The sequence below is a fragment of the Rhizobium sp. BR 314 genome, from assembly GCF_047445805.1.
Lineage (GTDB): Bacteria > Pseudomonadota > Alphaproteobacteria > Rhizobiales > Rhizobiaceae > Rhizobium > Rhizobium lusitanum_B.
The window spans coordinates 62,384-84,309 of sequence record NZ_JARWLA010000004.1 but is presented as its reverse complement, the minus strand read 5'-3'; the positions used below and the strand labels follow the sequence as shown (position 1 = coordinate 84,309).

The following is a 21,926-nucleotide window of genomic DNA, read 5'->3' as shown; positions in this document are numbered from 1 at the left end:
ACCATCGCGCGGTCTTGAATGAAATTGCAGATGCGTCAGCACGCTGCTGCATAGGCACCGGGCGAGACGCCGAAGTTGCGCACAAAGAGTCGCGTCATGTGGCTTTGATCGGCAAAACCACAGGCGAAGGCCGCTTCCGCCAGCGGCATGCCAAGCGCAATCAGCCGCCGCGCCTCCTGGATACGACGTTGCAGCAAATAGGCATGCGGCGTAAGCCCCGTCGCCTTGCTGAACGCGCGCAGGAATTGGAACTGGCTGAGCCCGCAGACATTGGCGAGTTCGGCAAGAGTGAAAGGTGCGGCGGGGTCGTCATCGATCAGCTCGCGGGCGCGGCCGATGGCGGCAGGAACGGCGACATCACGTAAACTTGGCCTGCTCTCGCTCATGACACGAGCAACGAGGGACAACAGCAACCCATCCCGCAACAGGCCATCCTGCGGCGCGGATTGGTCAATCAGAAGCGGAAACAGAGTCCTGAACTTCGAAACCAGTTCGGCGTTGCGAATGACCGGAGACGGGAACTCCACCTCACTCATCCTGCCTTCGCCGATATTCTGCAACAGATCGGCGATGACTCGCGGGTCGAAATAGAGCATCGACCATGCCCTGCTGTCGCCAACTGGCATGCCATCATGCACTTCGTTCGGATTGACGCTGATAATATCGCCAGCCTCCGCCCGCACCATGCCTCGTCCACTAAGAGAAGCCTGGGCACCGGCGTCGATCAGGCCTATGCCGAACTGATCATGCGTATGCTTGGGAAAGCTATGCCCCGTTTCCGCCTTCACGGCCTCGACGCCGGCAAGCGGAGTTCTGAATATCCTGAATTGGCCGGGCTTCATCCGTGTCGTTTCCTCAACGAGCTAACATCCCTAATCGGGGATGCTCGCAAAGCTTAGCGCGGCGATGTTGCGGCTGGCAATCTCGATCCCGCGCAGCCCAGGTCGCATTATCGCTTCGCTGCTTCCGGCTCATCCTCCTGCGCCGTGGCGAAGGCTGCCTGGGCATTGCCGGCAACGGCCGTCGGCAGCGGCGTGCCGCGTTTGCGCTCCCGCGCCAGCGTCAGCAGACCGGAGAAGATGATGAGGAGGATGCCGAAAGCCATGGGCATGTCGATGCTGTCGTTAAACAGAAGATAACCGAAGACGATCGCCCAGAGCATCTGGCTATATTGCGGCGGCGCGACCAGATTGGCCGGAGCCATATGAGCCGCATTCATCAGCAACACGTTGCCGAGTGCACCCAGCAGGCCGTAACTCGCCAGGAAGATCCACTGTGTCGCAGTCGGCGCTGTAACCTCCGAAATCATGAGGAAGCCACTAACGATCAGCGTACCGAAGAGACCAGCGCCGTAAAGGGAGATGCGCTTCTCCTTTGAGCCAAGAGCGCGGTTGATAACGATCGAAATTGCAGCCGCGAGACCGCCCACCGCGGCACAGAAATGGCCGACGGAGAGTTCGCGAAAGCCTGGACGCAAGACGATCAACACGCCGACGAAACCGAGAATGACCGCAGTCCAGCGCTGCCAGCGTACATCCTCCTTGAGGAAGATCACCGAGAGGATCGTTACGAAGGACGGAAGCAAGAACAGTAGCGAGAAGGCTTCGGCCATCGGCAGCTTGGTAAAAGCGATAACCGAGCAGATCGCTCCAATCGCGCCGCAAATGAAGCGCAGCAGCCACATCGGCCGGTTCGAAGTATTCACCATATCGAGCCAGGCATCTTCCCGCCTTTTCAGGAAGGGCACGGCCGCAAAGCCGAACAGCGCACCTAAGAAGGCGACCTGATAGGAGGGAACCACACCATGCAGGATCTTGATCGAGGCATCGCTGAAGGCAAATACGGCATAGGCCGAAAATGCCACAAGGACGCCACGCAAGGTGGAGCGGCCGGCGGCCGCGGAATTGGAATCGGCTGTAATCGAGGACATAGGGATCGTAGAAAAGTGCGACGGGAGGACACTGAATCAGTGAGATACAGGCAATTGTATGATGAAATGATCCGAATTTCGATTGGGCTGGAAATAAACTATTATTTCAGCCCAACGACCATTCGGCGTCAGTTTCCAACGAAGCCCAATTTGTCCAGCTGGCTCGGGGAGACATGTCCTCTGACCGCATAGGAAAAGGCGGTCACCTTCAGCGCATCGCTATCCACTTCGCAAGTGAAAGCCACTCTCTGCCAGCCATTTGGGGTCTGCACAGCGACACCGTCCCCAAAGAGACTGGCGTCAGAAACCATTGCCGGCGAGAGCGCGGAGTTTACATAGGCGACAGCCCGCAAATCGGCACGGTATTGAAGCTTCTCCTCCGAATTACAGAGATATGCCACCCGCTGACGTCGGGGCATCTTCTTCCAGGCATCGTATTCGCTCTTCGACAACCGCGCCATTTCAGCACCCGAATAGAGCTTTTTGGCCTGAACGGCCCTCTTCGGTGCAATCGACTTGGGAACCTGTGGTTCAGTGACCAATGCCGTGCCACCGGTCGAACCCCCTTGGCTATTCGAAGCAGATTGGCTCCGAGAACTTTGCGGCGGCGAAGGCTTTACCGCGGGAACGACGATCTGCGGCGCGACCTTGGCCTCATCCTTTGCTTGCTCCGCAGGAGATTGCTGTTGCGGGTCCGTTGACGGCGCCTGTGCCGTCTGTTGCGCCTGAGGATCATTCTGATCGGCAGTCGGAGCCTGCGGCTGTTGCACTTGCGAATCCGAAGGCTCGTTGGTGGCCAGAACGTCTGGTGCGGTGGAGGTGGCTTTCGCTGCGGAATCGCTTGCCGGCGGCTGGGCCGCATCCGCTTGCCGATCCCTGGCATCAGCCTGCTGTTGTGCCTGCTGCGCCGCCTGTGCCTGAGCAGCGGCAGCAGCTTGAGCTTCAGTCTGCTGTTCGGTTGCGGCGTCGTGCGGAGGCGTATCGCTCGGTTGTTGCGAGGCTTCGGCCTGCTGCGTGGTCGTCGCGTCCTTCTGATCGCCCTTCATATCCGGAAGAGGCGTCTCTGTGGCGGAAGGTTTCTGCTCGGCCTTTTCGACGGGTTTGGCGGCACTGGCGTCATCCGCTTTGGGCTCAGGCTTTTCCGCCTGTTCGTCAGGCTTGTCGGCTTTGGGCTCAGCCGATTTGGTCGCGGGCTTCTCCGCATGTTCCTTGCCCTTGGGATCGGATTGCTTTGGCGGCTGCTCGTCGGATTTCTTTCCTTGAGGCTGCTGCGGCTTCTCCTTGGCGTCTGCCGTCTCCTGCGCCTGCGTCTCGTCAGGCTTGGGCATGGGCTTCGGAGGCTGGTCCGGCTTCTCGTTCGCCTTCGTCGCGAGCTCCTGCTTATCTTCCTGCTGCGGCACGAGTTCGACATTGACGCTTTGCTCGGGTTTTGCCTGCGGAGGCGCCGGCAGCAGCGGCAGCAAGAAAATGGCGACAAACAGGACGTGCAGGAGGATCGACAGGGCAAAGCCCGGCCTCATCTCCCTATCCCGTTTTTTCGCAAGCTTTTCCATCGTTCAGCGTATGGCTCTCGAGGAGAAAGCTATCAAGAGGGCATAGCGCATCGATTCATTCGATCCTTACCGGCAAACAGATCAGCAGATGTTCAAGTCGCTGACATATGGTATCCGACAGCACGCCCGGAAAGGGGCTGACGTCGAAATCGAACTTGTCAGGCCTCCGGACGATCCGCAACGGCGCAAAAACAAACCTGCGTGATCGCACGGCGTGAAAGCAGAGGCATCCACCGTTTAGAAGAACTCGTCCAGCAACTGATAGTACGCCATCTTTTCCGCCTGCGGCTCAAAATCGCCATAGACCTTCAGAAACTGTGATATCAGCTCCTTACCGAAGTTTCGTTCGATGCTGATGCAAGCAAGCGCGATATCCTGATGGCGGTCGGCAATACCAAGGCGGCCGCAATCGATATAGCCGCTGAACGTATCGCCATCGACCATGAAGTTCGGGAGGCAGGCGTCACCATGAGTGACGACGAAATCCTCCGTTGCCGGCCGACGCTCCTCAAGTTCGCAGAAAAGGTCCCGCGCGGATCTCCCGAGCCTTTCGTCGTCGAAATCTTCCTCATCGACGCGGCCGGCAAGCAGATGTGCCTTTGCCTCAACAATTTTGTTGTCCAGGCGATGATCGAAGGGGCATGTCGCGATGTCGACAGCATGCAAACGCCGCAAGGCATTCGCCAGAAGGTGCACGCGCTCGGTCGGCGATATCCCCTCCTCGCTGACAAGGTCCGCGCCCGGAAGGGCGCTCATCAACAACCATTCCCGCTCATTGTCCCTCTCATGCGCAATGACCTGCGGGCAGGCAAGGCCCTGCGAGGCAAGCCAGCGCAGCCTTGCAACCTCGCCCGACAATTCCCCCAACGGATCGATGCGCTCAGTCTTGAGGTAGACCGGCTCGCGGCCCTCCGCTTCCAGCCGGAAGACATCGGCCGACGAGCAGCCGAGCGCATCCTGGCGCCATTCGTACCCAACCAGCAAATCCTGCAGCCGTGGCGGCAAAGACAATTCGAAAGCCGGCGATCTGTTTGCCATAGCCAACAACTCTATCCCGATCAGATTTCAATGAAAAACCCGGTTCGCTTGCGCAAACCGGGTTCGATGTCGTGACAGTGCCGGTTATGGCAAGCGTCAGCTGTCGAGGAAGCTCCGGAGCTTGCGGCTGCGGCTCGGATGCTTGAGCTTGCGCAGTGCCTTGGCCTCGATCTGGCGGATACGTTCGCGGGTAACCGAGAACTGCTGACCCACTTCTTCGAGCGTATGATCGGTGTTCATACCGATACCGAAGCGCATGCGCAGCACGCGCTCTTCGCGCGGTGTCAGCGATGCCAGAACGCGGGTCGTCGTCTCGCGCAGGTTCGCCTGAATGGCAGCGTCGATCGGCAGAAGCGCGTTCTTATCCTCGATGAAATCGCCGAGATGCGAATCTTCCTCGTCGCCCACAGGGGTTTCCAGCGAGATAGGCTCCTTGGCGATTTTCAGAACCTTGCGCACCTTTTCCAGCGGCATGGCGAGCTTCTCAGCCAGTTCTTCCGGCGTCGGCTCGCGGCCGATTTCGTGCAGCATCTGGCGCGAGGTGCGAACGATCTTGTTGATCGTTTCGATCATGTGCACCGGAATGCGGATCGTACGTGCCTGGTCGGCGATCGAGCGAGTGATCGCCTGACGAATCCACCACGTCGCGTAGGTCGAGAATTTGTAGCCACGGCGATATTCGAACTTATCGACCGCCTTCATCAGGCCGATATTGCCTTCCTGAATGAGGTCGAGGAACTGCAGACCACGGTTCGTGTACTTCTTGGCGATGGAGATGACGAGGCGCAGGTTGGCTTCGACCATTTCCTTCTTGGCGATACGCGCTTCGCGCTCACCCTTCTGAACCATGTGAACGATGCGGCGGAATTCCGAGATCGAGATACCGGTTTCGGTCGCAAGGTTCTGGATTTCCTGGCGAATGTCGCGGATCGTGGTGTTTTCGCTCTTGGCGAATTCCTTCCAGCCACGGGCGGCCAGATTGCCGATCGACTTCATCCAGTTCGGATCTAGTTCGGCGCCCTGATACTGCTCCAGGAAGCTGTCGCGCTTCACGCCATAGGATTCGGCAAGACGCAGCAGGCGGCCTTCGTTCTGAACAAGACGCTTGTTGATGTCATAGAGCTGCTCGACCAGAGCGTCGATGCGGTTCTGGTTCAGCGACAGAGACTTGACCGATTTGACCAGCTCATCCTTGAGTTCCTTGTAGCGGCGCTCCTGTGCTGAAGACAGCGTGCCGGAAGCCGACAGACGCTGTTCGACCTGCTGGTCCTGCAGCTTGCGCAGCTTCTTGTAGGTCTCGGCGATCGTGTCGAGCGTCGTCATGACCTGCGGGCGCAGTTCGGCTTCCATCGCAGCGAGCGAGAGGCTGGACTCGTCTTCGTCCTCTTCCTCTTCCTCGATCGGCAGGCCCTCGCCGCCGACATTGGTGATGTCGTCGTCGGACGAACCGCGGCCGCGACGGGCCTTTTCCTTTTCCTCGGCAGCCTTGCGGTCAGCCTCGATCTTCTCGGGGCTCTGGAACTGCGGGGCAGCCTTGGCTTCGGGGCCGGAATAGGTGGTTTCGAGATCGATGATCTCGCGCAGCAGCGTGGTGCCTTCGTTGAGTTCGTCGCGCCAGATAATCAGCGCCTGGAACGTCAACGGGCTCTCACAGAGGCCGCCGATCATCGTTTCGCGGCCGGCCTCGATGCGCTTGGCAATCGCGATTTCGCCTTCGCGCGACAGAAGCTCGACGGAACCCATTTCGCGCAGATACATGCGCACCGGGTCGTCCGTACGGTCGGTCGGCTCTTTCTTCTTGGTGGTGGCAAGCGCGGAACCAGTCGAAGGGGCAAGCTCGCCGCCTTCGCTATCGTCGTCGCCGCCGGCATCGTCGTCGTCGTTCGAGGCAGCACCGGCCTCTTCGACGTCTTCGTCTTCGATGACGTTGATGCCCATGTCCGAAAGCATGGCCATCGTGTCTTCGATCTGCTCGGACGTCACCTCTTCGGACGGAAGAACGGCGTTGAGCTCGTCCATCGTCACATAGCCGCGCTTCTTCGCGGCCTTGATCATCTTCTTGACCGCGTCATCGGAAAGATCGAGAAGTGGGCCGTCGGAGGTGCCGTCGCGCTCGACTTCAGCTTCTTCGTTCTCTTTGACCTTTGTTGCCATCTCTATATCGTCGCTTTCCCTGACGCTGCAAACTCACATGCGGTAGAACATTTCAATCGCGCCGGCACGCCCTGCGCCAGCCTCGACTCACCGACCAACACCTACGGAATGATCTTTAATGTCCGATTAACCACGATCACCTGCTCCGAAGTACAAAGCTGGATTGCGTCTAGGTTTCCGGCCATGGTATCAGGTGATCCGCTCGATCCAGTCTTACCGTTCTTTCCGAAGTCAAACGGTGATTCCCAGAATTTTGGTTCTCGTCAAGCTTTTCCAGTAAAAAAGCCCATTAAATGCGCGAAAAAGCCTTATCCACAGGCTCTGCGCGTCATATTCAATTATTTTCCGTATTTAGGAAGTCCCTGCGCGATGACAAGAGGATTCTAAAGAAACCTGCGCGTTCACGGCGTCGGCCTGCACGACCGATGCCGTAAAGCGACAGTCGGGATCAGTTCCAGTCCATGACGACCTTGCCGGAATTGCCGGAACGCATGGCCTCGAAGCCATCACGGAAATCATCGATGCCGATGCGGTGCGTAATGAGCGGCGAAAGGTCGAGACCACCTTGAACGAAGGCGATCATCTTGTACCAAGTCTCGAACATCTCACGACCATAGATGCCCTTCAGGTTCAGCATCTTGAAGATGACCTTGTTCCAGTCGATCTCGAAACCGGCCGGCGCGATGCCGAGAATGGCGATCTTGCCGCCATTGTTCATCTTGTCGATCATGTCGCGAAAGGCCGGTGCCGCACCCGACATTTCCAGACCGACGTCGAAGCCTTCAGTCATGCCGACGGATTTCATCACATCCGCAAGGTTTTCCTTGGAGGCATCGACGACGTGATCGATACCGACCTTGCGGGCAAGCGCCAACCGGGTCGGGTTGATGTCCGTTATCACGACCTTGCGGGCGCCGGAGCGCTTGGCGACCATGGCCCCCATGATGCCGATCGGACCTGCCCCGGTCACAAGCACATCCTCGCCGACCAGATCGAAGGAAAGTGCCGTGTGCACCGCATTGCCGAACGGGTCGAAGATCGCGGCGATCTCATCCGGAATATCGTCCGGGATCGGGACGACGTTCGATTCAGGAATGCAGACGAATTCCCCGAAGGAACCTGGGCGGTTGACGCCGACGCCGAGCGTGTTGCGGCAGAGATGACCCCTGCCCGCACGGCAGTTGCGACACTTGCCGCAGACGATATGCCCTTCGCCGGAGACGCGCTCGCCGACGTGATACTTTGTAACAGCCGAGCCGATTTCGGCGATCTCACCACAGAATTCATGGCCGACGACCATCGGCACCGGAATGGTCTTTTGTGCCCATTGATCCCAGTTCCAAATGTGGACGTCGGTCCCGCAGATCGCCGACTTCCTGACCCGGATCAGGACATCGTTCGGCCCGACCTCGGGCACCGGAACATGCTCCATCCACAACCCGATCTCAGGCTTGGCTTTGACCAACGCTTTCATCATGTTCGACATGATCGGTTCTCTCCAACCAACTCAAATAATTCCAAGTTCTTTTCCGGCTTCCGCGAAGGCAGCGATCGCCTTTTCTACATCGGCCTGCGAATGGGCGGCCGACATCTGCGTGCGGATACGGGCCTGCCCCTTGGGCACGACAGGGAAAGAGAAGCCGATAACGTAGACGCCCTTCTTCAGCATCAATGCAGCCATCTCCTGCGCAAGCTTGGCGTCGCCGAGCATCACGGGAATGATCGGGTGATCGGCACCGGCGAGCGTGAAGCCGAGTTTAGTCATCTCGCTACGGAAAAGCTCGGCATTGCCCTTGAGCCGCGCCCGCAGCTCCGCGCCGTTCTCGATCAGATCGAAGACCTTCAGCGATGCAGCGGCAATAACCGGCGCCAGCGTATTGGAGAATAGATAAGGGCGCGAACGCTGCCGCAGCCAATCGACGACCTCGCCCTTGGCAGAAGTATAGCCGCCCGAAGCACCGCCGAGCGCCTTGCCCAGCGTACCAGTAATGATATCGATCCGGCCTTCGACGCCGCAATGCTCCGCCGAGCCGCGACCATTCTTGCCGACGAAGCCGACGGCATGACTGTCATCGACCATGACCATGGCACCGTATTGCTCCGCCAGATCGCAAACGCCGTCAAGATTGGCGATGATGCCGTCCATGGAGAACACACCGTCGGTGGCGATCAGCTTGAAACGGCTGCCCTCAGCCTTCTTCAGCTCTTCTTCCAGGGCCGCCATGTCGTTGTTGGCATAGCGGAAGCGCTTGGCCTTGGAGAGACGCACACCGTCGATGATCGATGCGTGGTTGAGCGCATCCGAGATGATGGCGTCTTCCTCGGAAAGCAGCGTCTCGAACAAGCCGCCATTCGCATCGAAGCAGGAGGAATAGAGGATTGTATCTTCCATGCCGAGGAAGGATGAAATGCGGCCCTCGAGCTGCTTGTGCTCTTCCTGCGTGCCGCAGATAAAGCGAACGGAGGCCATGCCGTAACCATAGCGATCGAGCGCCTTTTTCCCCGCCTCCGCAAGTTCTTCATTGTCGGCCAGGCCGAGATAGTTGTTGGCGCAGAAATTGAGGACACGCGCTCCGCCGACAACCGCGATTTCGCCAGCTTGCTTGGAGGTGATGACGCGCTCGGACTTGTAAAGACCGGCTTCTTTCAAGCCGGCAAGCTCGCTGCGCAGGTGTGATAGAAATTCTGAGGTCATTGTCGCATTCCGTTACTGATCATGGCGGAAACAGGCCGAGAGATAACACAGGATTAGCACACCTGCCGCATTCATCAGCGGCAAAAATGCATGGAGCCGTGACGCTGGCGCGACACGCCGCCACGCAGTCCGATTACCACTGCCCGAATGTTGTCTCAACGGCACATTCGTGCCATTTGCGCCTGCCGCTATTGCAAAAATTACTTGACTGAGTCCATAATTGTGAAAACACGATGGTCACCCGCCCCTATGATGGAGATATCATGAGCATATTCGAGAGATTCTCCCTGAAAGGGCGGGTCGCCCTGGTTACGGGCAGCGGACGCGGGCTGGGATTCGAAATGGGCCAGGCGCTTGCCGATGCCGGCGCCCACGTCATCCTGAACGGGCGCACGGCGACGACGCTGGATGAAGCCGTCCAAACGATCCAAGCGCGAGGCTGCTCCGCCGAAGCAGCCACCTTCGATATTGCCGACCGCGAAGCGCAGCGCGCGACAATGGCAGATATTGAGAAAAATCATGGTCGGCTGGACATATTGGTCAACAATGTCGGCGCCCGTGACAGGCGTCCACTCGCCGACTTTGATGACCAGGCGATCCTCACCTTGCTCAATACGGACCTTGCGGCCTCGATCATGCTCTCCCGCGATGCTGCCCGCTTGATGAAGCAGCACAATCACGGACGACTGATTTCCGTCACCTCGATTAGCGGCCAGGTCGTCATGCCCGGAGATTGCGTCTATCCGGCAGCCAAGCTGGGACTAACCGGCCTCGTGCGCGGCATGGCGGTGGAATTCGCCCCCTATGGCATCACCAGCAACGCCATCGCTCCGGGCTGGTTTGCAACGGAAACCAACGCCGCGATGGCTGCAAATGAAGAACTGACCCCTTTCGTACGCCAACGCATTCCGGTTCAACGTTGGGGCCGGCCTGACGAGATTGCCGGTGCCGCACTCTTCCTTGCCAGCGACGCCGCATCCTTCGTCAACGGCCATGTCCTGACCGTCGACGGCGGCATGACCGTACGCATGTAGCGTGGGAATCGAAGCTCTTTCAGACTTCGCCGCCAATTGTCACCGATCGGTGAAATTCGAGATCACCGCAAGAAACGCATCGCCATAGCGCTCGAGCTTCGACTGCCCGACACCCGAGATCCCCAGTAGCGCCTTATGATTTCTTGGCCGCTCGGTCGCGAATGCAATCAATGTCGTGTCAGGGAAAACGACATAGGGCGGCACGCCCAGCTCTTTGGCGATTCTCGTCCGCTCCGCGCGCAACGCGTCGAACAAGCCCTGTGCCTCGCCGGCAAGACCATGGGCCTGCCGCTCCGGTCGGCCAGCCTTCTTGCCTCGGCGTCCGGTCTCGGGCCGATCCTTGCGGAAGAAGACCTTCCGTTCGCGCTTGAAGACTGCCCTCGCCTCCTCTTCCAGCTTCATGGCGCCGAAAGCCGTATGATCGACGCTGATAAGGCCGCTCGCCAGCAATTGCCGGAAGATCGATTGCCAGCTTCGGGCTGAAATATCCTTCCCGGCTCCGAAGACGGGCATGTCGACATGGCCGAAACGCTCAGTCTTGTCGTTAACCGTTCCCATCAGCACATCGATGACATGGCCGGTGCCGAAACGTTCGCCGGTGCGATAGACCGCAGCCAGCGCCTTGATCGCCGCTTCCGTGCCATCCCAGGTCTCGACAGGTTTCAGGCAGGTATCGCAGTTGCCGCAACCGCCACCATGAGTCTCGCCAAAATGGGCCAGAATGGACTGCCGCCGGCAGCCCGCCGTCTCGCAGATAGCAAGAAGCGCGTTGAGTTTCGCCCGCTCCACGCGCTTGATCTCGTCGGACGCGCCGCCTTCGTCGATCATGCGGCGCCGCTGGATGACATCAGCCATGCCATAGGCCATCCAGACCTCCGATGGCAGCCCGTCGCGGCCAGCACGACCGGTTTCCTGATAATAGGCTTCGACCGAGCCTGGCAAATCGAGGTGTGCGACGTAACGCACATTGGGCTTATCGATGCCCATGCCGAAGGCAACCGTCGCCACCAGACACAGATCCTCTTCCTTCAGGAACGCATCCTGATTGGCGTCGCGCAGGGATCTGTCCATGCCGGCGTGATAGGGAAGTGCTCGCACACCCTGCCCGTTCAGCCACTCCGCGGTATCCTCGACCTTGGCGCGCGAAAGGCAATAAACAATGCCACTATTACCGCGATGGCCGTCGAGGAAGCGTATTAATTGCTGGCGCGGCTGGTCGCGCTCGACAATCTCATAGGCAATATTCGGCCGGTCGAAGCTGGTCGTGAAGACCTTGGCATCGCCGAGAGCCAGCCGCTCGATGATATCGTCGCGTGTGTGTGGATCGGCAGTCGCCGTCAGCGCGATACGGGGCACGTCGGGGAAGAGCTCGGCAAGCTTGCCGAGATCCCGATATTCCGGCCTGAAGTCATGCCCCCATTGCGAGACGCAGTGCGCTTCGTCGATTGCAAAGAGCGCAATCTTCGCCCTGGCGATCATCTGCTGGAAGCCGTCGGTCAGGATGCGCTCGGGCGTGACATAGAGCATATCGAGCGTGCCGTTGGACACGGCGCGATAGATCTCACTGGCCTCCTCACGCGACAGCGATGAGTTCAATGCCCCAGCACGTATGCCCAGCTGCTTCATCGCCTCCACCTGATCCCGCATCAGCGCGATCAATGGCGAAACTACGATACCAATACCATCGCGGCAAAGCGCCGGGATCTGGAAACACAGCGATTTGCCCGCACCTGTCGGAAACAGCACCACGGCATCGCCACCCGAAACGACGTGCTCGACCACCTGCTGCTGCTTGCCGCGAAATGCCGAATAGCCATAGACGCGCTTCAGCACATCGAGCGGCGCAACCCCGCCGCCGATTTCACCGAACAGTGCCTCATCAGCGGAAAATCGCGGATCCAGTCTATCCGGCTGTGACATTCACTTCCTACTTTCCTGTAACGTTTTTGACGCGCCCGGAAAGAACGCCAAAGCCATCGATGATCGCCTCCTGGTTTTCCAGCCGCACCGCTTCAAGCTGTACTTCCTGCAAGGCACGCATCAATTGCTCGATAAGCTCGCCGTCGCCATCTTCCGTCGCCTCGGCAATCGCGCCCTGCAATTCGATCTTGTGCCACCGAAGAGCCTTTGAGCGTTTGTGAAGTGCAAGCGCCTGGCGATAGCCCTCGCGCGCGTCTTCCATCGCGGCTTGCTCGGTTGCCGTCCATAGCCGGGCATTGCGAACCTGCTGCTCGAGATTCTTCAATAGCGAGCCGAAGTCTTGCTCCTCCAGCTGTTCGACCAGCCGCTCACGAGTGAGCTGCGGCCCGACCATCGCGGCGGCGATCCCGAGCACAGCCGACCAGAGGCGCTGCAACTCGCGGCTTTCGTAATCGATCGCGGCGATCTCGTCATACTCGTCCTGCAGCAACAACGGATGATTGACGATAGTCAGCGCCAAAACGCTTTCGCGCAGGCTCGGAATATCCTGATGTCCCTTGATCATCGCCGAGCGCGTCAGGCGATCGGACGCCGTCGTGCTGACTGCCGCCCGGTCGCGACCCTGCCCGCCGCGGCCGCCAAAGGCGCGACCGTTGCCATCACGAGAGAAGCCGCGCGCCTGCTGATTGCCACCGCGCTGGAATTGCGGCTGGAAAAGCCCGTTCAGCCGCTCGCGCATGCTCTGCTGATAATGTCGCCGAACATCCTCGTCGACAATGACGGACACGATACGCCGAAGCCGGGCTTCGAGCTCCGCCCTCGCTTCCGGTGTCTCGAAGGTGCCGCTGGCGGCTTCCCTTGCCCAGATCAGATCGGCCAGCGGCTTTGCCTGTGCCATCACCTTGTCAAATGGCGCGCGCCCGTCATGGCGCACAAGATCGTCAGGATCCTTGCCATCGGGAAGAAGCGCGAAACGGACAGTGCGGCCCGGCTTGATATGCGGCAGTGCCAGATCGGCGGCGCGATTAGCGGCGCGAACGCCTGCGCCGTCACCATCGAAGCAGAGCACTGGTTCCGGCGTCATCTTCCAGAGAAGATCCAGCTGATTTTCCGTGAGCGCAGTGCCGAGCGGCGCAACCGCATTCTCCACTCCGGCCTGATGCAGGGCGATGACATCCATATAGCCTTCGACGGCAATGATGGTTCCCGCACCATCGGCGCCCTGAGCGGCGCGGCGCGCCCGGGTGAAATTATAGAGTACATTGCCCTTGTGGAAGAGCTCGGTCTCGTTGGAATTGAGATACTTCGCCGGCGCGTCCGATGCCATTGCGCGGCCACCGAAGGCGATCACCTTTTCGCGTGATGAGAGAATAGGAAACATGATGCGATCGCGAAAGCGGTCGTAGGAGACCGGCACGTTCTCGTGCACGACAAGGCCGCAAGCCTCTATCTGTTCCTTCAACACGCCCTTGCCGGCAAGATGTTCCTTCAGCGCATTACGGCTGTCTGGCGAATAGCCCAGCCGAAAGGTCTCGATGGTGCGGCCGGTCAATCCGCGGTCGCGCAGATAGGCGCGCGCCCGCGCGCCGTTGGCTGTCTGCAGCTGGTCCTGAAAGAATTGAGTCGCCATCTCCATGACATCGAGCAGCGACGTGCGTTCTTTCTCCCGCTTCGCCTCCATCGGATCGGCGACCGGCATAGGCACGCCTGCCATATCGGCAATCTGCTGCACGGCCTCCGGAAAGCTCAGCCCCTCAAGCTCGGTGAGGAACCGGAAATGATCGCCCGTCACCCCGCAGCCGAAGCAGTGATATCGCCCCTTGCGGTCCTCGCAGTGAAAGCTCGGCGATTTCTCACCGTGGAAAGGGCAGCAAGCCCAATAGTCCCCACGCGGCACATTGGTCTTGCGCCGATCCCAGGTCACACGACGACCGATCACGTCTGAAATCAAAACGCGGTCGCGAATCTCGTCGAGAAACGTATTGGAAAATCGCATGGCTACCTCTGGCTCACCTCATATAAACATGAATGAACGGCATTGCCACGATGACCAGACGGGCACTCACTGTATTCACAGACCATTCTGGATGAATACAACTCCCTCCTTTCGATCACAACTTCGTGAAGCCATTACCGAGATCGAACCGTACAAACCCAAGCCTCAAACCGTGTTTCGGCCTGCCGGAACTCGCATTCATCCCCGTCGCAGCCACCCCGAAGGCAAGAGGCGCCGGAATGGAAAACGGCTGCTTTTTTTGAAAAAGCAAGGACTTGCACATCTTGAAGTGGGCAATAGGCGAAAAGAAATGACCGGAAAACAATCGCTGGCTGCAAGTCAAGTCGAGGGCGATTGGCGCCTGGAGCGGTGAACCTGCGGTATGGTTTGTAAGCCAAACATTATTTTTTTGTAATTTGATTGTTGGTGTGCAGCGCAATAGCGTTCTTCTCACAGGGCGAGACAAGCCGGCGAAGAATATGCTTCGCGACGCGACATGCCGAGACGCCCTGACGAACGGGAAGCCACAAGGTACAGGCTTTCAGTTTAGGAGAGGAAATGCGCGTTCTCATCGTACCTTTGGCCGCAGCGGCTATTTTTGCAACAGCGACTTATAGCTCGGCTACAACGGCTAACGGCAACGACGACAACAACGCACTGCATGCTGGCGCTAGCTATCAGCTGCCGGCAGATATGAAGATCCCCGCACTTACGGCGGGCGTAAAGGTTCAGATGTCCGGTTTTTCGTCGCAGGCGCTGGCCCTGCCCCGGGAAATCAGGATCCTCAGATAAGTTCAGCAGATACTCAGGTGGGGCACCATCCCTACCCCCGGCGCCGCCCCACCTGAGTGCCTTTGCAATAGACGTTTGATTTTTGGGCCCCACCCTGCGTCATCAAACGCCTGCAAAGAGCAAGAAGGCAGGAGCTCCCCCAGCTCCTGCCTTCTCTAATTTGTGGCCCCGAGAACAATGAACATCCGACGAGGGAAAGTCTCTCGCTTCAGGTTACCAGTATGGTAATACTGTTGATGAAATCTGCATTTTTTAGTATATTAATATATGCAATCCAGGCGATTAATATCCTCAGACATTCTTAAATTTTGCTCAGTTCATCGGAGACGGCTGCATGTCTTTATCCGCAAAGGAACTTGCTCAAGACCCAAATTTTTTCGCTGAAATTCTGAATTATACGCGGGAAATCATATTCACGTACAATCAGAATCAGCAGATATGCTCGGTCTTCGCCTCCCAACAGCGTTGGCTGATGGCACTCGCCGGCTTCGGATTATACTATGGCGGCATCGACGGCGAGCAACCCGGCCTTCATGCGAATCGCTTCGCGACCTATGTGGTCGAAAACGAGATTGCCAGTCACAACACCGCGCTCAGTTTCATACAGCAGATGCTGGCCGAAGGATTCTTGCGATATCTGCCCGTTGCGCCGGATCGCCGTTCGCGGCCCATGGAACCGACCGAAGAAGCCATCAAGCAGCTGGGAAAATGGCTCGCCATTCATCTCTCGGTGCTGGATCGGCTGGATGACGGCAAGCGAAGCGCCTTGCTTGCCAAGCGCCCAGATCTTATCGCTGCGTTGCAGCCTGCCATCTCCGTTGATATCATCAACAGTGACGATCTGCGCCATCCAGGAGACACGTTCGACCTGTTCACATGGGTCAATTCCGGCGGGGTGATCATGGATTACCTGATCTCGCGCGTCGGGCTGGTGGATACGGCAACACAAAGAGTGATTGTCGGACGAATTGCCTTCACGGATATCTGCCGCCGCTTTCTGATTTCCAGAACGCATGCGAAGCGCCTGATGATCAGAGCCGCAAAAATGCAGAGCATCGGCTGGACGGGCTCTTCGGGCAGGAGCCAGCTCTGGCTTTCCTGCGACTTCATCCAGGAATATCGCAACTTTCAGGCCGAGAAATTCTCGATCATCGACAGCGCCTGGAGAAATGCCTCCGGCTCGCCGCAAATCCGCGCGCCGAAGGCAAAACCAGTTTTTACTTCAGCAGTTCCTTGAGAATGCCCGAGGCCTTGGCGAAATCCATCTGCCCGGCATAACGTTCGCGCAGAGCGGCAACGCATTTGCCCATGTCCTTCAGGCCCTGCGCGCCGAGCTCGGCGACGATGGCGACGCAGATCTCGCGCACCTTCTCTTCGGACAGCTGTTCCGGCATGAAGCCCTGGATCACCGTGATCTCTTCGCGCTCCTTCGCAGCCAGCTCCGGACGAGCGCCGTCGACGTAGATCTTCTCGGACTCTTCGCGCTGCTTGATCATCTTGGCGAGCAGCTGCAGGATTTCGTCGTCTCCTGCCTGCTCCTTGCCGAGACCGCGATTGGCAATATCCTTGTCCTTGATTGCCGCAAGGATGAGACGGACGGTCGAAAGCCTCGCCGTATCCTTGGCCTTCATGGCTTCCTTCTGGGCGTTGGAAAGGGTTTCGCGGATCATGTCTGTAACTCCTTGAAGCAGGTAGGCGACGATCGCCCGTCCCCTTATTTCATCTTGCCAGTCTCTTAGACCATCAGCGCCGATCAATGCAATTGCGTCGAGCGGGACGAAACCGGGCGAATTCCCGGGCAGGAAAGCAAAACCGTGCATTGACCGGCTCGCCTTGTTTGGTTATGTCCATCACCTGCACATTAGATCGATATGAAGATCTCAAGCCGCGACCTCGGTCGCCGGCTGTACCTTGCTACAAACATGGCGGAAGCCTACGGCCTCTTCAAGGTCGTGCACGACGCCGGAAACGGGATGACTATGACCGCGACAGCCCCATGGACCACCGAAAAGCCGACTGCTCTTCTCGTTCTCGCCGATGGCACAATCATCGAAGGCAAGGGTATCGGTGCGACCGGCAAGGTCCAGGCCGAAGTCTGCTTCAACACCGCACTGACGGGATATGAGGAGATCCTGACCGATCCATCCTATCTCGGCCAGATCGTTACCTTCACCTTCCCACACATCGGCAATGTCGGCACGAACGAGGAAGACATCGAAGACCTGAGGCCGGTTGCACGCCACGGCGCGGTCGGCGTGATCTTTAAGGCCGACATCACCGATCCGTCGAACTACCGCGCAGCCAAGCATCTCGACCAGTGGCTGAAGGCCCGCGGCATCATCGGCCTCAGCGGCATCGACACCCGCGCCCTCACCGCCTGGATCCGTGAGAACGGCATGCCGAACGGCGTGATCGCCCACGACCCGAACGGCGTCTTCGACATCGAGCAGCTGAAGGCGGATGCCAAGGCCTGGAGCGGCCTCGAAGGCCTCGACCTCGCCAAGGTTGCCTCCTCGGGCCAGTCCTCGCAGTGGTCGCAGACGCCCTGGATCTGGAATGAAGGCTATGGCGAACTCAGCACCGCCGACGCCAAGTATCACGTCGTCTGCCTCGACTACGGCGTCAAGCGCAACATTCTGCGCCTCTTCGCCGGCCTCGATTGCAAGGTCACAGTTCTACCGGCCACCGCTTCGACGGATGAAGTTCTCGGCCTGAAGCCGGACGGTATCTTCCTCTCCAACGGCCCAGGCGACCCGGCCGCAACAGGCGAATATGCCGTGCCCGTGATCAAGGACTTGCTGAAGACCGAAATCCCGTTGTTCGGCATCTGCCTCGGCCACCAGATGCTCGGCCTCGCGCTCGGCGCCAAGACCGCAAAGATGCATCAGGGGCACCACGGCGCCAACCATCCGGTCAAGGACCACACGACGGGCAAGGTCGAGATCGTTTCCATGAACCACGGCTTCGCAGTCGACTCGAACTCGCTGCCGGAAGGCGTTGAGGAGACCCACGTTTCGCTCTTCGACGGCAGCAATTGCGGCCTGCGCGTCGCCGGCAAGCCGGTCTTCTCGGTCCAGCATCACCCCGAAGCCTCGCCCGGCCCGCAGGATAGCCACTATCTCTTCCGCCGCTTCATCAATCTGGTGCGCGAAAAGAAGGGCGAAGCTGCCTTGGCGGAGCGTGCCTGATCGCACCGACACCTTGATGGTATAAGAAAAGCCCCGGATTGATAGCCAATCCGGGGCTTTTCTCTTTGTGCGTCAAGTTGGGAGGTCTTTTCGTCACATCGGTTGAGCTTGCTGAAACTCATGCCTGCAGGCGGCGCTGCTTGACCACTTCAAGCTCGCTCATCAGGATTTCCTCAAGGAACTCAAAATCCGACTGGCCGAACTCGACAAGGCCGAACCTCAGCTTGTAGCCCCAGTTCTTGCCCTGAGTGAAATCGAGCCAGCCCAGGAGCGGACGAAGCGGCTGTTCGGGCGCATCGAGCCAATCCACATCCTTGCGGTAAGCCTTTCCGCAGCCCATCTCAGCAAGATACGGCTCGCCCTCACGGACAAAGCCGATGGCGGTGAAGCTCTGAAAACCGTCTCGCTCGCCTATCTTGACTGATGGCGAGTAGTAGACAATGCCGTCGCCCGGCTTGATACGCTTCAATGGGGCTCGCTTGCCGTGGTTTACCTGCATGAACCCATGCTGGCGCCCAATGCGTACATGTTCCGCGCTGGCGACGGCCAGCCAGTAAGATCTTTTCTCCGGCTCAGGCCGCCGGGACGATGTGTTCGCGTGCGGAAAGAGGCGCACGGTAGCGCTCTGCCGGATGATGTCTTCCCGCGGGAAAAGCGCGGCATCGGTACGATCGCTTGCTTGGAATGTCATGGTCGTCTCCCGTCTTTGGTATGAGACAGCTATAGACGACCATGCTGTCAATTTTTGTCAGCAGTCTTGTAGCCCGATCATGAACTTTTTGCGTCAGGCGGCGACCTTCTCCGAACACACCAGAATGTAGAATCGGGCGCAGAGCATGACTGCTGCCGAGCCCAACCCGAGAAGGAAGCCGAACCATATGCCGATGCCGCCAAAGCCTAGCGGGAACGCCAGGAGCCACGCCAGGAGGAAGCCGATCGGCCAATAGGCGATAAGCGCCATGATCATCGGCACGCGGGCGTCCTTCAGGCCGCGCAGCAAGCCGCTGGCGATCGACTGGAGCCCGTCCACCAGCTGGAACAAGCCGGCAACGACGATAAGCGGCGCCGCATAGGCCAGTACCTTCGCTGCATCAGGCGATGTCACATCCAGGAACCAGCCTCCGAGCCAGGTCGGGATCGATGCGAATAGGATGCTGCCGAACAGCGAAATGCAGCTCGAAACAACGAGCACGACGATCGCCGCTCGCATCAGGCCGAGATGATCGCCCTGCCCGTGCGCAACGCCGACCCGCACCGTTGCGGCCTGGCTAAGCCCAAGCGGGATCATGAAGGCGATCGAGGCCCATTGCAGCGCAATGCCATGTGCGGCAAGCTCTATGGTGCCGATCTGCCCCATCAGCAGCGAGGCCGCCGTGAAAAGGCTGACTTCGGCGAGAACCGTAACGCTGATCGGGAAACCGAGGCGAACCACGTCCCACAAGGCATGCCAATCGGGCCGCCAGAAGCGCACGAAAATCTCGTAGCGGCGTGTATCTTCATGCGCCTGGACATAACCGACGATGAAGAAGAAGCCTGCGGTCTGCACGGCAACGGACACGATAGCCGCGCCATGCAGCCCCATCGCCGGCAGGCCAAAGTGGCCGAGCACGAGGATGTAGGCAAGCACCGCATTCATCACGAGCATTGCGATGGTGACCTTGAGGATGATGCCGGCACGGCCGATAGCACTCACCAAGGCGCGAATGACATTGTAGAGCAGCCCCGGCAGCAGAGCGAAATGGCCGATATCGATATAGCCGCTCGCCAGTCGAGCCACCTCGGGCTTCTGCCCGGCCGCCAAAAGGATGTGCTCGGAATAGAAGAAGGCTGGCTGCGCGAGCAGCCAATAGGCCGTCACGACCCAAAGACCCATGCGCAGGGCTCGGCGAACCGAAGCCACATCCCCCTTACCATAGGCCTGCGCCACCAGCGGCACCACGGCAATGGAGAAGCCCGAACCGAAAATGAGAATAGTAAACAAAAATTGAGCAGCAAGCACCATCGCCGCCAGCTGTTCGGCCCCGAGCCGGCCGACGATCATCACGTCGGTCGTATTGATGCCAAGCTGCGCCAATTGCGCGCCGATCAGCGGGATGCCAAGCGCAAGGGTTGCACGAATGTGCGCTGACCACGAATTATTAGTGTCATACGCGTTTGGGCGCGCAGCTAACGGCATATCCATAACGAAAACTCGATCTTTAGAATCGCGCGAACCGCCCCACCCAAGGGTGCGCGAGCAAGCGGCCTTAGCGCAACTTAGGGCAAAAAGCCAGCGAGCAAGGCCTGAATGCTAAAGAATTCATCATATCATCAAAATAACTGATGAAATTCTAGGCTGCTTCTCCGGCCTGCGCCTCCGCAACCGCCGACGGCGCGGTCTTGCGGACCTTCGTCAGCAGGACCACGAGCGAGACAACGATGAGAACAGCGCTCATGACGAACGGCGCGCCCGCAAAGACCACCGGCGCGGTCGGCGCCGTATAGTAGCTGAACAGATAGGGAAATAGCAAAGGCCCGACGATTGCGGTGATGCTGGTCAAGCTGCCGAGCGCTCCTTGTAGCTCGCCCTGCGCCGACGGCGGAACTTTGCTGGCGGCGATGGAACGCAGCGGCGCATCCGCAACGTTTTCGATGACGGTCAGGACCACCACCGCATAGACCATCCAGCCTTGCCAGGCGAAAGCATAGCCGAGCAGACCGAGACAGGAGAAAGCGAGCCCGAGGAGCGCCGTCTTCCATTCACCGAGAATAGGCACTAGCCGTGGCAAGATAAGCCCCATGACGATTGCGGCACCGATGCCGTAAACTCCAAGCGAAAAGCCGATCTCGCCTTCACTCCAGCCATAACGATAGGAGGTGACGAAGGCCCAAACAGCCGGATAGACACCGTGCGCCAGCCAATTCAGGAACATGACGACGCAAACCCAGCCGATACCCTGATAACGGCGAATCTGCTTCAGCGCACCGAGCGGATTGGCCCGACGAATGTCGAATGGCCGGCGATTCCTGGCGTCGAGCGTTTCCGGCAGAAGGAAATAGGCGCCGACGAAGTTCAGGAATGCCAGAGCCGCGGCACCATAGAAGGGTACGCGCGGACCGAATTCGCCGAGAAAGCCGCCGATGACCGGCCCGAGCACGAAGCCGACGCCGAAGGCCATGCCGATCAGGCCGAAATTCTTTGCCCGGTTCTCCTCATTGCTGATGTCGGCAATATAGGCTGAACAGGTCGAGAAGCTCGCGCCGCTGATCCCGGCGAGAATGCGGCCGACGAACAGCATCCAATAGGAGCCGGCGATGGCACAGATGAAGTTGTCAATCGCGAAGGTCAGCACCGAAGCCAGCAGCAGTGGACGGCGACCGAAGCGATCACTGAGATTGCCGATCAGCGGCGAAAATAGAAACTGCATCGCGGCATAGGCCAGCAGCAGCCAGCCGCCCTCGGTGGCGGCTGCGCTGACGGATGCGCCAGTCAGCTCTTCCAGATATTTTGGCATGACCGGCATGATGATCGCAATGCCGATAACGTCGAGAAAGAGGATGAGGAAGACGAGGAACAGCCCACGCCGTGCGAATTTCTGATCGATCATGGAGTTGCCTTAGGGGCTCCATCTCCATGACAGAGACAG

General features: G+C 58.9%; 18 protein-coding genes. 5 read left to right on the top strand and 13 right to left on the bottom strand.

Going from position 1 to position 21,926, the window contains the following annotated elements; all coding sequences use genetic code 11:
• Positions 1 to 35 precede the first annotated feature (35 nt).
• The 7 genes from QD461_RS07470 to QD461_RS07440 form a co-directional block, all read right to left on the bottom strand.
• Complete coding sequence (locus tag QD461_RS07470; RefSeq protein ID WP_414087153.1) at positions 36 to 842, bottom strand: helix-turn-helix domain-containing protein; 807 nt, start codon at positions 840 to 842, stop codon at positions 36 to 38.
• 107 nt (positions 843 to 949) lie between these two features.
• Complete coding sequence (locus QD461_RS07465) at positions 950 to 1,930, bottom strand: DMT family transporter (RefSeq protein WP_414087152.1); 981 nt, start codon at positions 1,928 to 1,930, stop codon at positions 950 to 952.
• A gap of 128 nt (positions 1,931 to 2,058) precedes the next feature.
• Positions 2,059 to 3,450: a DUF930 domain-containing protein gene (locus QD461_RS07460; RefSeq protein WP_414087151.1), complete on the bottom strand. Its 1,392-nt coding sequence runs from the start codon at positions 3,448 to 3,450 to the stop codon at positions 2,059 to 2,061.
• Positions 3,451 to 3,720: 270 nt separating this feature from the next.
• The gene (locus QD461_RS07455; protein WP_414087150.1) at positions 3,721 to 4,521 is read right to left on the bottom strand and encodes an APH(3')-II family aminoglycoside O-phosphotransferase; all 801 of its coding nucleotides are present in this window, start codon (positions 4,519 to 4,521) and stop codon (positions 3,721 to 3,723) included.
• A gap of 96 nt (positions 4,522 to 4,617) precedes the next feature.
• Positions 4,618 to 6,675, bottom strand: a complete 2,058-nt coding sequence (rpoD, locus tag QD461_RS07450) for an RNA polymerase sigma factor RpoD (protein ID WP_184703199.1) — start codon at positions 6,673 to 6,675, stop codon at positions 4,618 to 4,620.
• Between the two features lie 448 nt (positions 6,676 to 7,123).
• Positions 7,124 to 8,161 (bottom strand): L-threonine 3-dehydrogenase, encoded by a 1,038-nt coding sequence (gene tdh, locus QD461_RS07445; RefSeq protein ID WP_414087149.1) that lies wholly within the window; start codon positions 8,159 to 8,161, stop codon positions 7,124 to 7,126.
• Positions 8,162 to 8,182: 21 nt separating this feature from the next.
• On the bottom strand, positions 8,183 to 9,370 hold the full coding sequence (locus QD461_RS07440; protein ID WP_414087148.1) for a glycine C-acetyltransferase: 1,188 nt from the start codon (positions 9,368 to 9,370) through the stop codon (positions 8,183 to 8,185).
• 263 nt (positions 9,371 to 9,633) lie between these two features.
• Between QD461_RS07440 and QD461_RS07435 the strand changes: the two genes are divergently transcribed.
• Entirely contained in the window at positions 9,634 to 10,404 is a 771-nt protein-coding gene (locus QD461_RS07435) for an SDR family oxidoreductase (protein WP_414087147.1), read from the top strand.
• 39 nt (positions 10,405 to 10,443) lie between these two features.
• Here QD461_RS07435 and recQ read toward each other — a convergent pair whose 3' ends face one another.
• Positions 10,444 to 12,324: a DNA helicase RecQ gene (recQ, locus tag QD461_RS07430; protein ID WP_414087146.1), complete on the bottom strand. Its 1,881-nt coding sequence runs from the start codon at positions 12,322 to 12,324 to the stop codon at positions 10,444 to 10,446.
• Between the two features lie 7 nt (positions 12,325 to 12,331).
• On the bottom strand, positions 12,332 to 14,320 hold the full coding sequence (gene dnaG, locus QD461_RS07425) for a DNA primase (protein ID WP_414087145.1): 1,989 nt from the start codon (positions 14,318 to 14,320) through the stop codon (positions 12,332 to 12,334).
• Here dnaG and QD461_RS07420 point away from each other — a divergent pair.
• The 3 genes from QD461_RS07420 (at position 14,319) to QD461_RS07410 (ending at position 16,349) form a co-directional block, all read left to right on the top strand.
• Positions 14,319 to 14,693 (top strand): hypothetical protein, encoded by a 375-nt coding sequence (locus QD461_RS07420; RefSeq protein WP_414087144.1) that lies wholly within the window; start codon positions 14,319 to 14,321, stop codon positions 14,691 to 14,693. The two genes, dnaG and QD461_RS07420, sit on opposite strands and share 2 nt — an antisense overlap.
• A 185-nt stretch (positions 14,694 to 14,878) precedes the next feature.
• Positions 14,879 to 15,112 (top strand): hypothetical protein, encoded by a 234-nt coding sequence (locus QD461_RS07415; protein WP_184703193.1) that lies wholly within the window; start codon positions 14,879 to 14,881, stop codon positions 15,110 to 15,112.
• 334 nt (positions 15,113 to 15,446) lie between these two features.
• Entirely contained in the window at positions 15,447 to 16,349 is a 903-nt protein-coding gene (locus QD461_RS07410; protein ID WP_414087143.1) for a hypothetical protein, read from the top strand.
• Here QD461_RS07410 and QD461_RS07405 read toward each other — a convergent pair.
• Positions 16,330 to 16,782 (bottom strand): GatB/YqeY domain-containing protein, encoded by a 453-nt coding sequence (locus QD461_RS07405; RefSeq protein ID WP_414087142.1) that lies wholly within the window; start codon positions 16,780 to 16,782, stop codon positions 16,330 to 16,332. The genes QD461_RS07410 and QD461_RS07405 overlap by 20 nt on opposite strands.
• 309 nt (positions 16,783 to 17,091) lie before the next feature.
• Here QD461_RS07405 and carA point away from each other — a divergent pair, with 309 nt between their 5' ends.
• Complete coding sequence (gene carA, locus QD461_RS07400) at positions 17,092 to 18,300, top strand: glutamine-hydrolyzing carbamoyl-phosphate synthase small subunit (RefSeq protein ID WP_414087376.1); 1,209 nt, start codon at positions 17,092 to 17,094, stop codon at positions 18,298 to 18,300.
• A gap of 118 nt (positions 18,301 to 18,418) precedes the next feature.
• Here the strand turns inward: carA and QD461_RS07395 are convergent, their stop codons facing one another.
• The 3 genes from QD461_RS07395 to QD461_RS07385 form a co-directional block, all read right to left on the bottom strand.
• On the bottom strand, positions 18,419 to 18,991 hold the full coding sequence (locus tag QD461_RS07395) for an EVE domain-containing protein (protein WP_414087141.1): 573 nt from the start codon (positions 18,989 to 18,991) through the stop codon (positions 18,419 to 18,421).
• Positions 18,992 to 19,084: 93 nt separating this feature from the next.
• Complete coding sequence (locus QD461_RS07390) at positions 19,085 to 20,482, bottom strand: MATE family efflux transporter (RefSeq protein ID WP_414087140.1); 1,398 nt, start codon at positions 20,480 to 20,482, stop codon at positions 19,085 to 19,087.
• A gap of 148 nt (positions 20,483 to 20,630) precedes the next feature.
• Positions 20,631 to 21,887 carry a TCR/Tet family MFS transporter gene (locus QD461_RS07385; protein ID WP_414087139.1) on the bottom strand — a complete coding sequence of 419 codons (1,257 nt, stop codon included), beginning with the start codon at positions 21,885 to 21,887 and terminating at the stop codon, positions 20,631 to 20,633.
• Between the last annotated feature and the right edge of the window lie 39 nt (positions 21,888 to 21,926).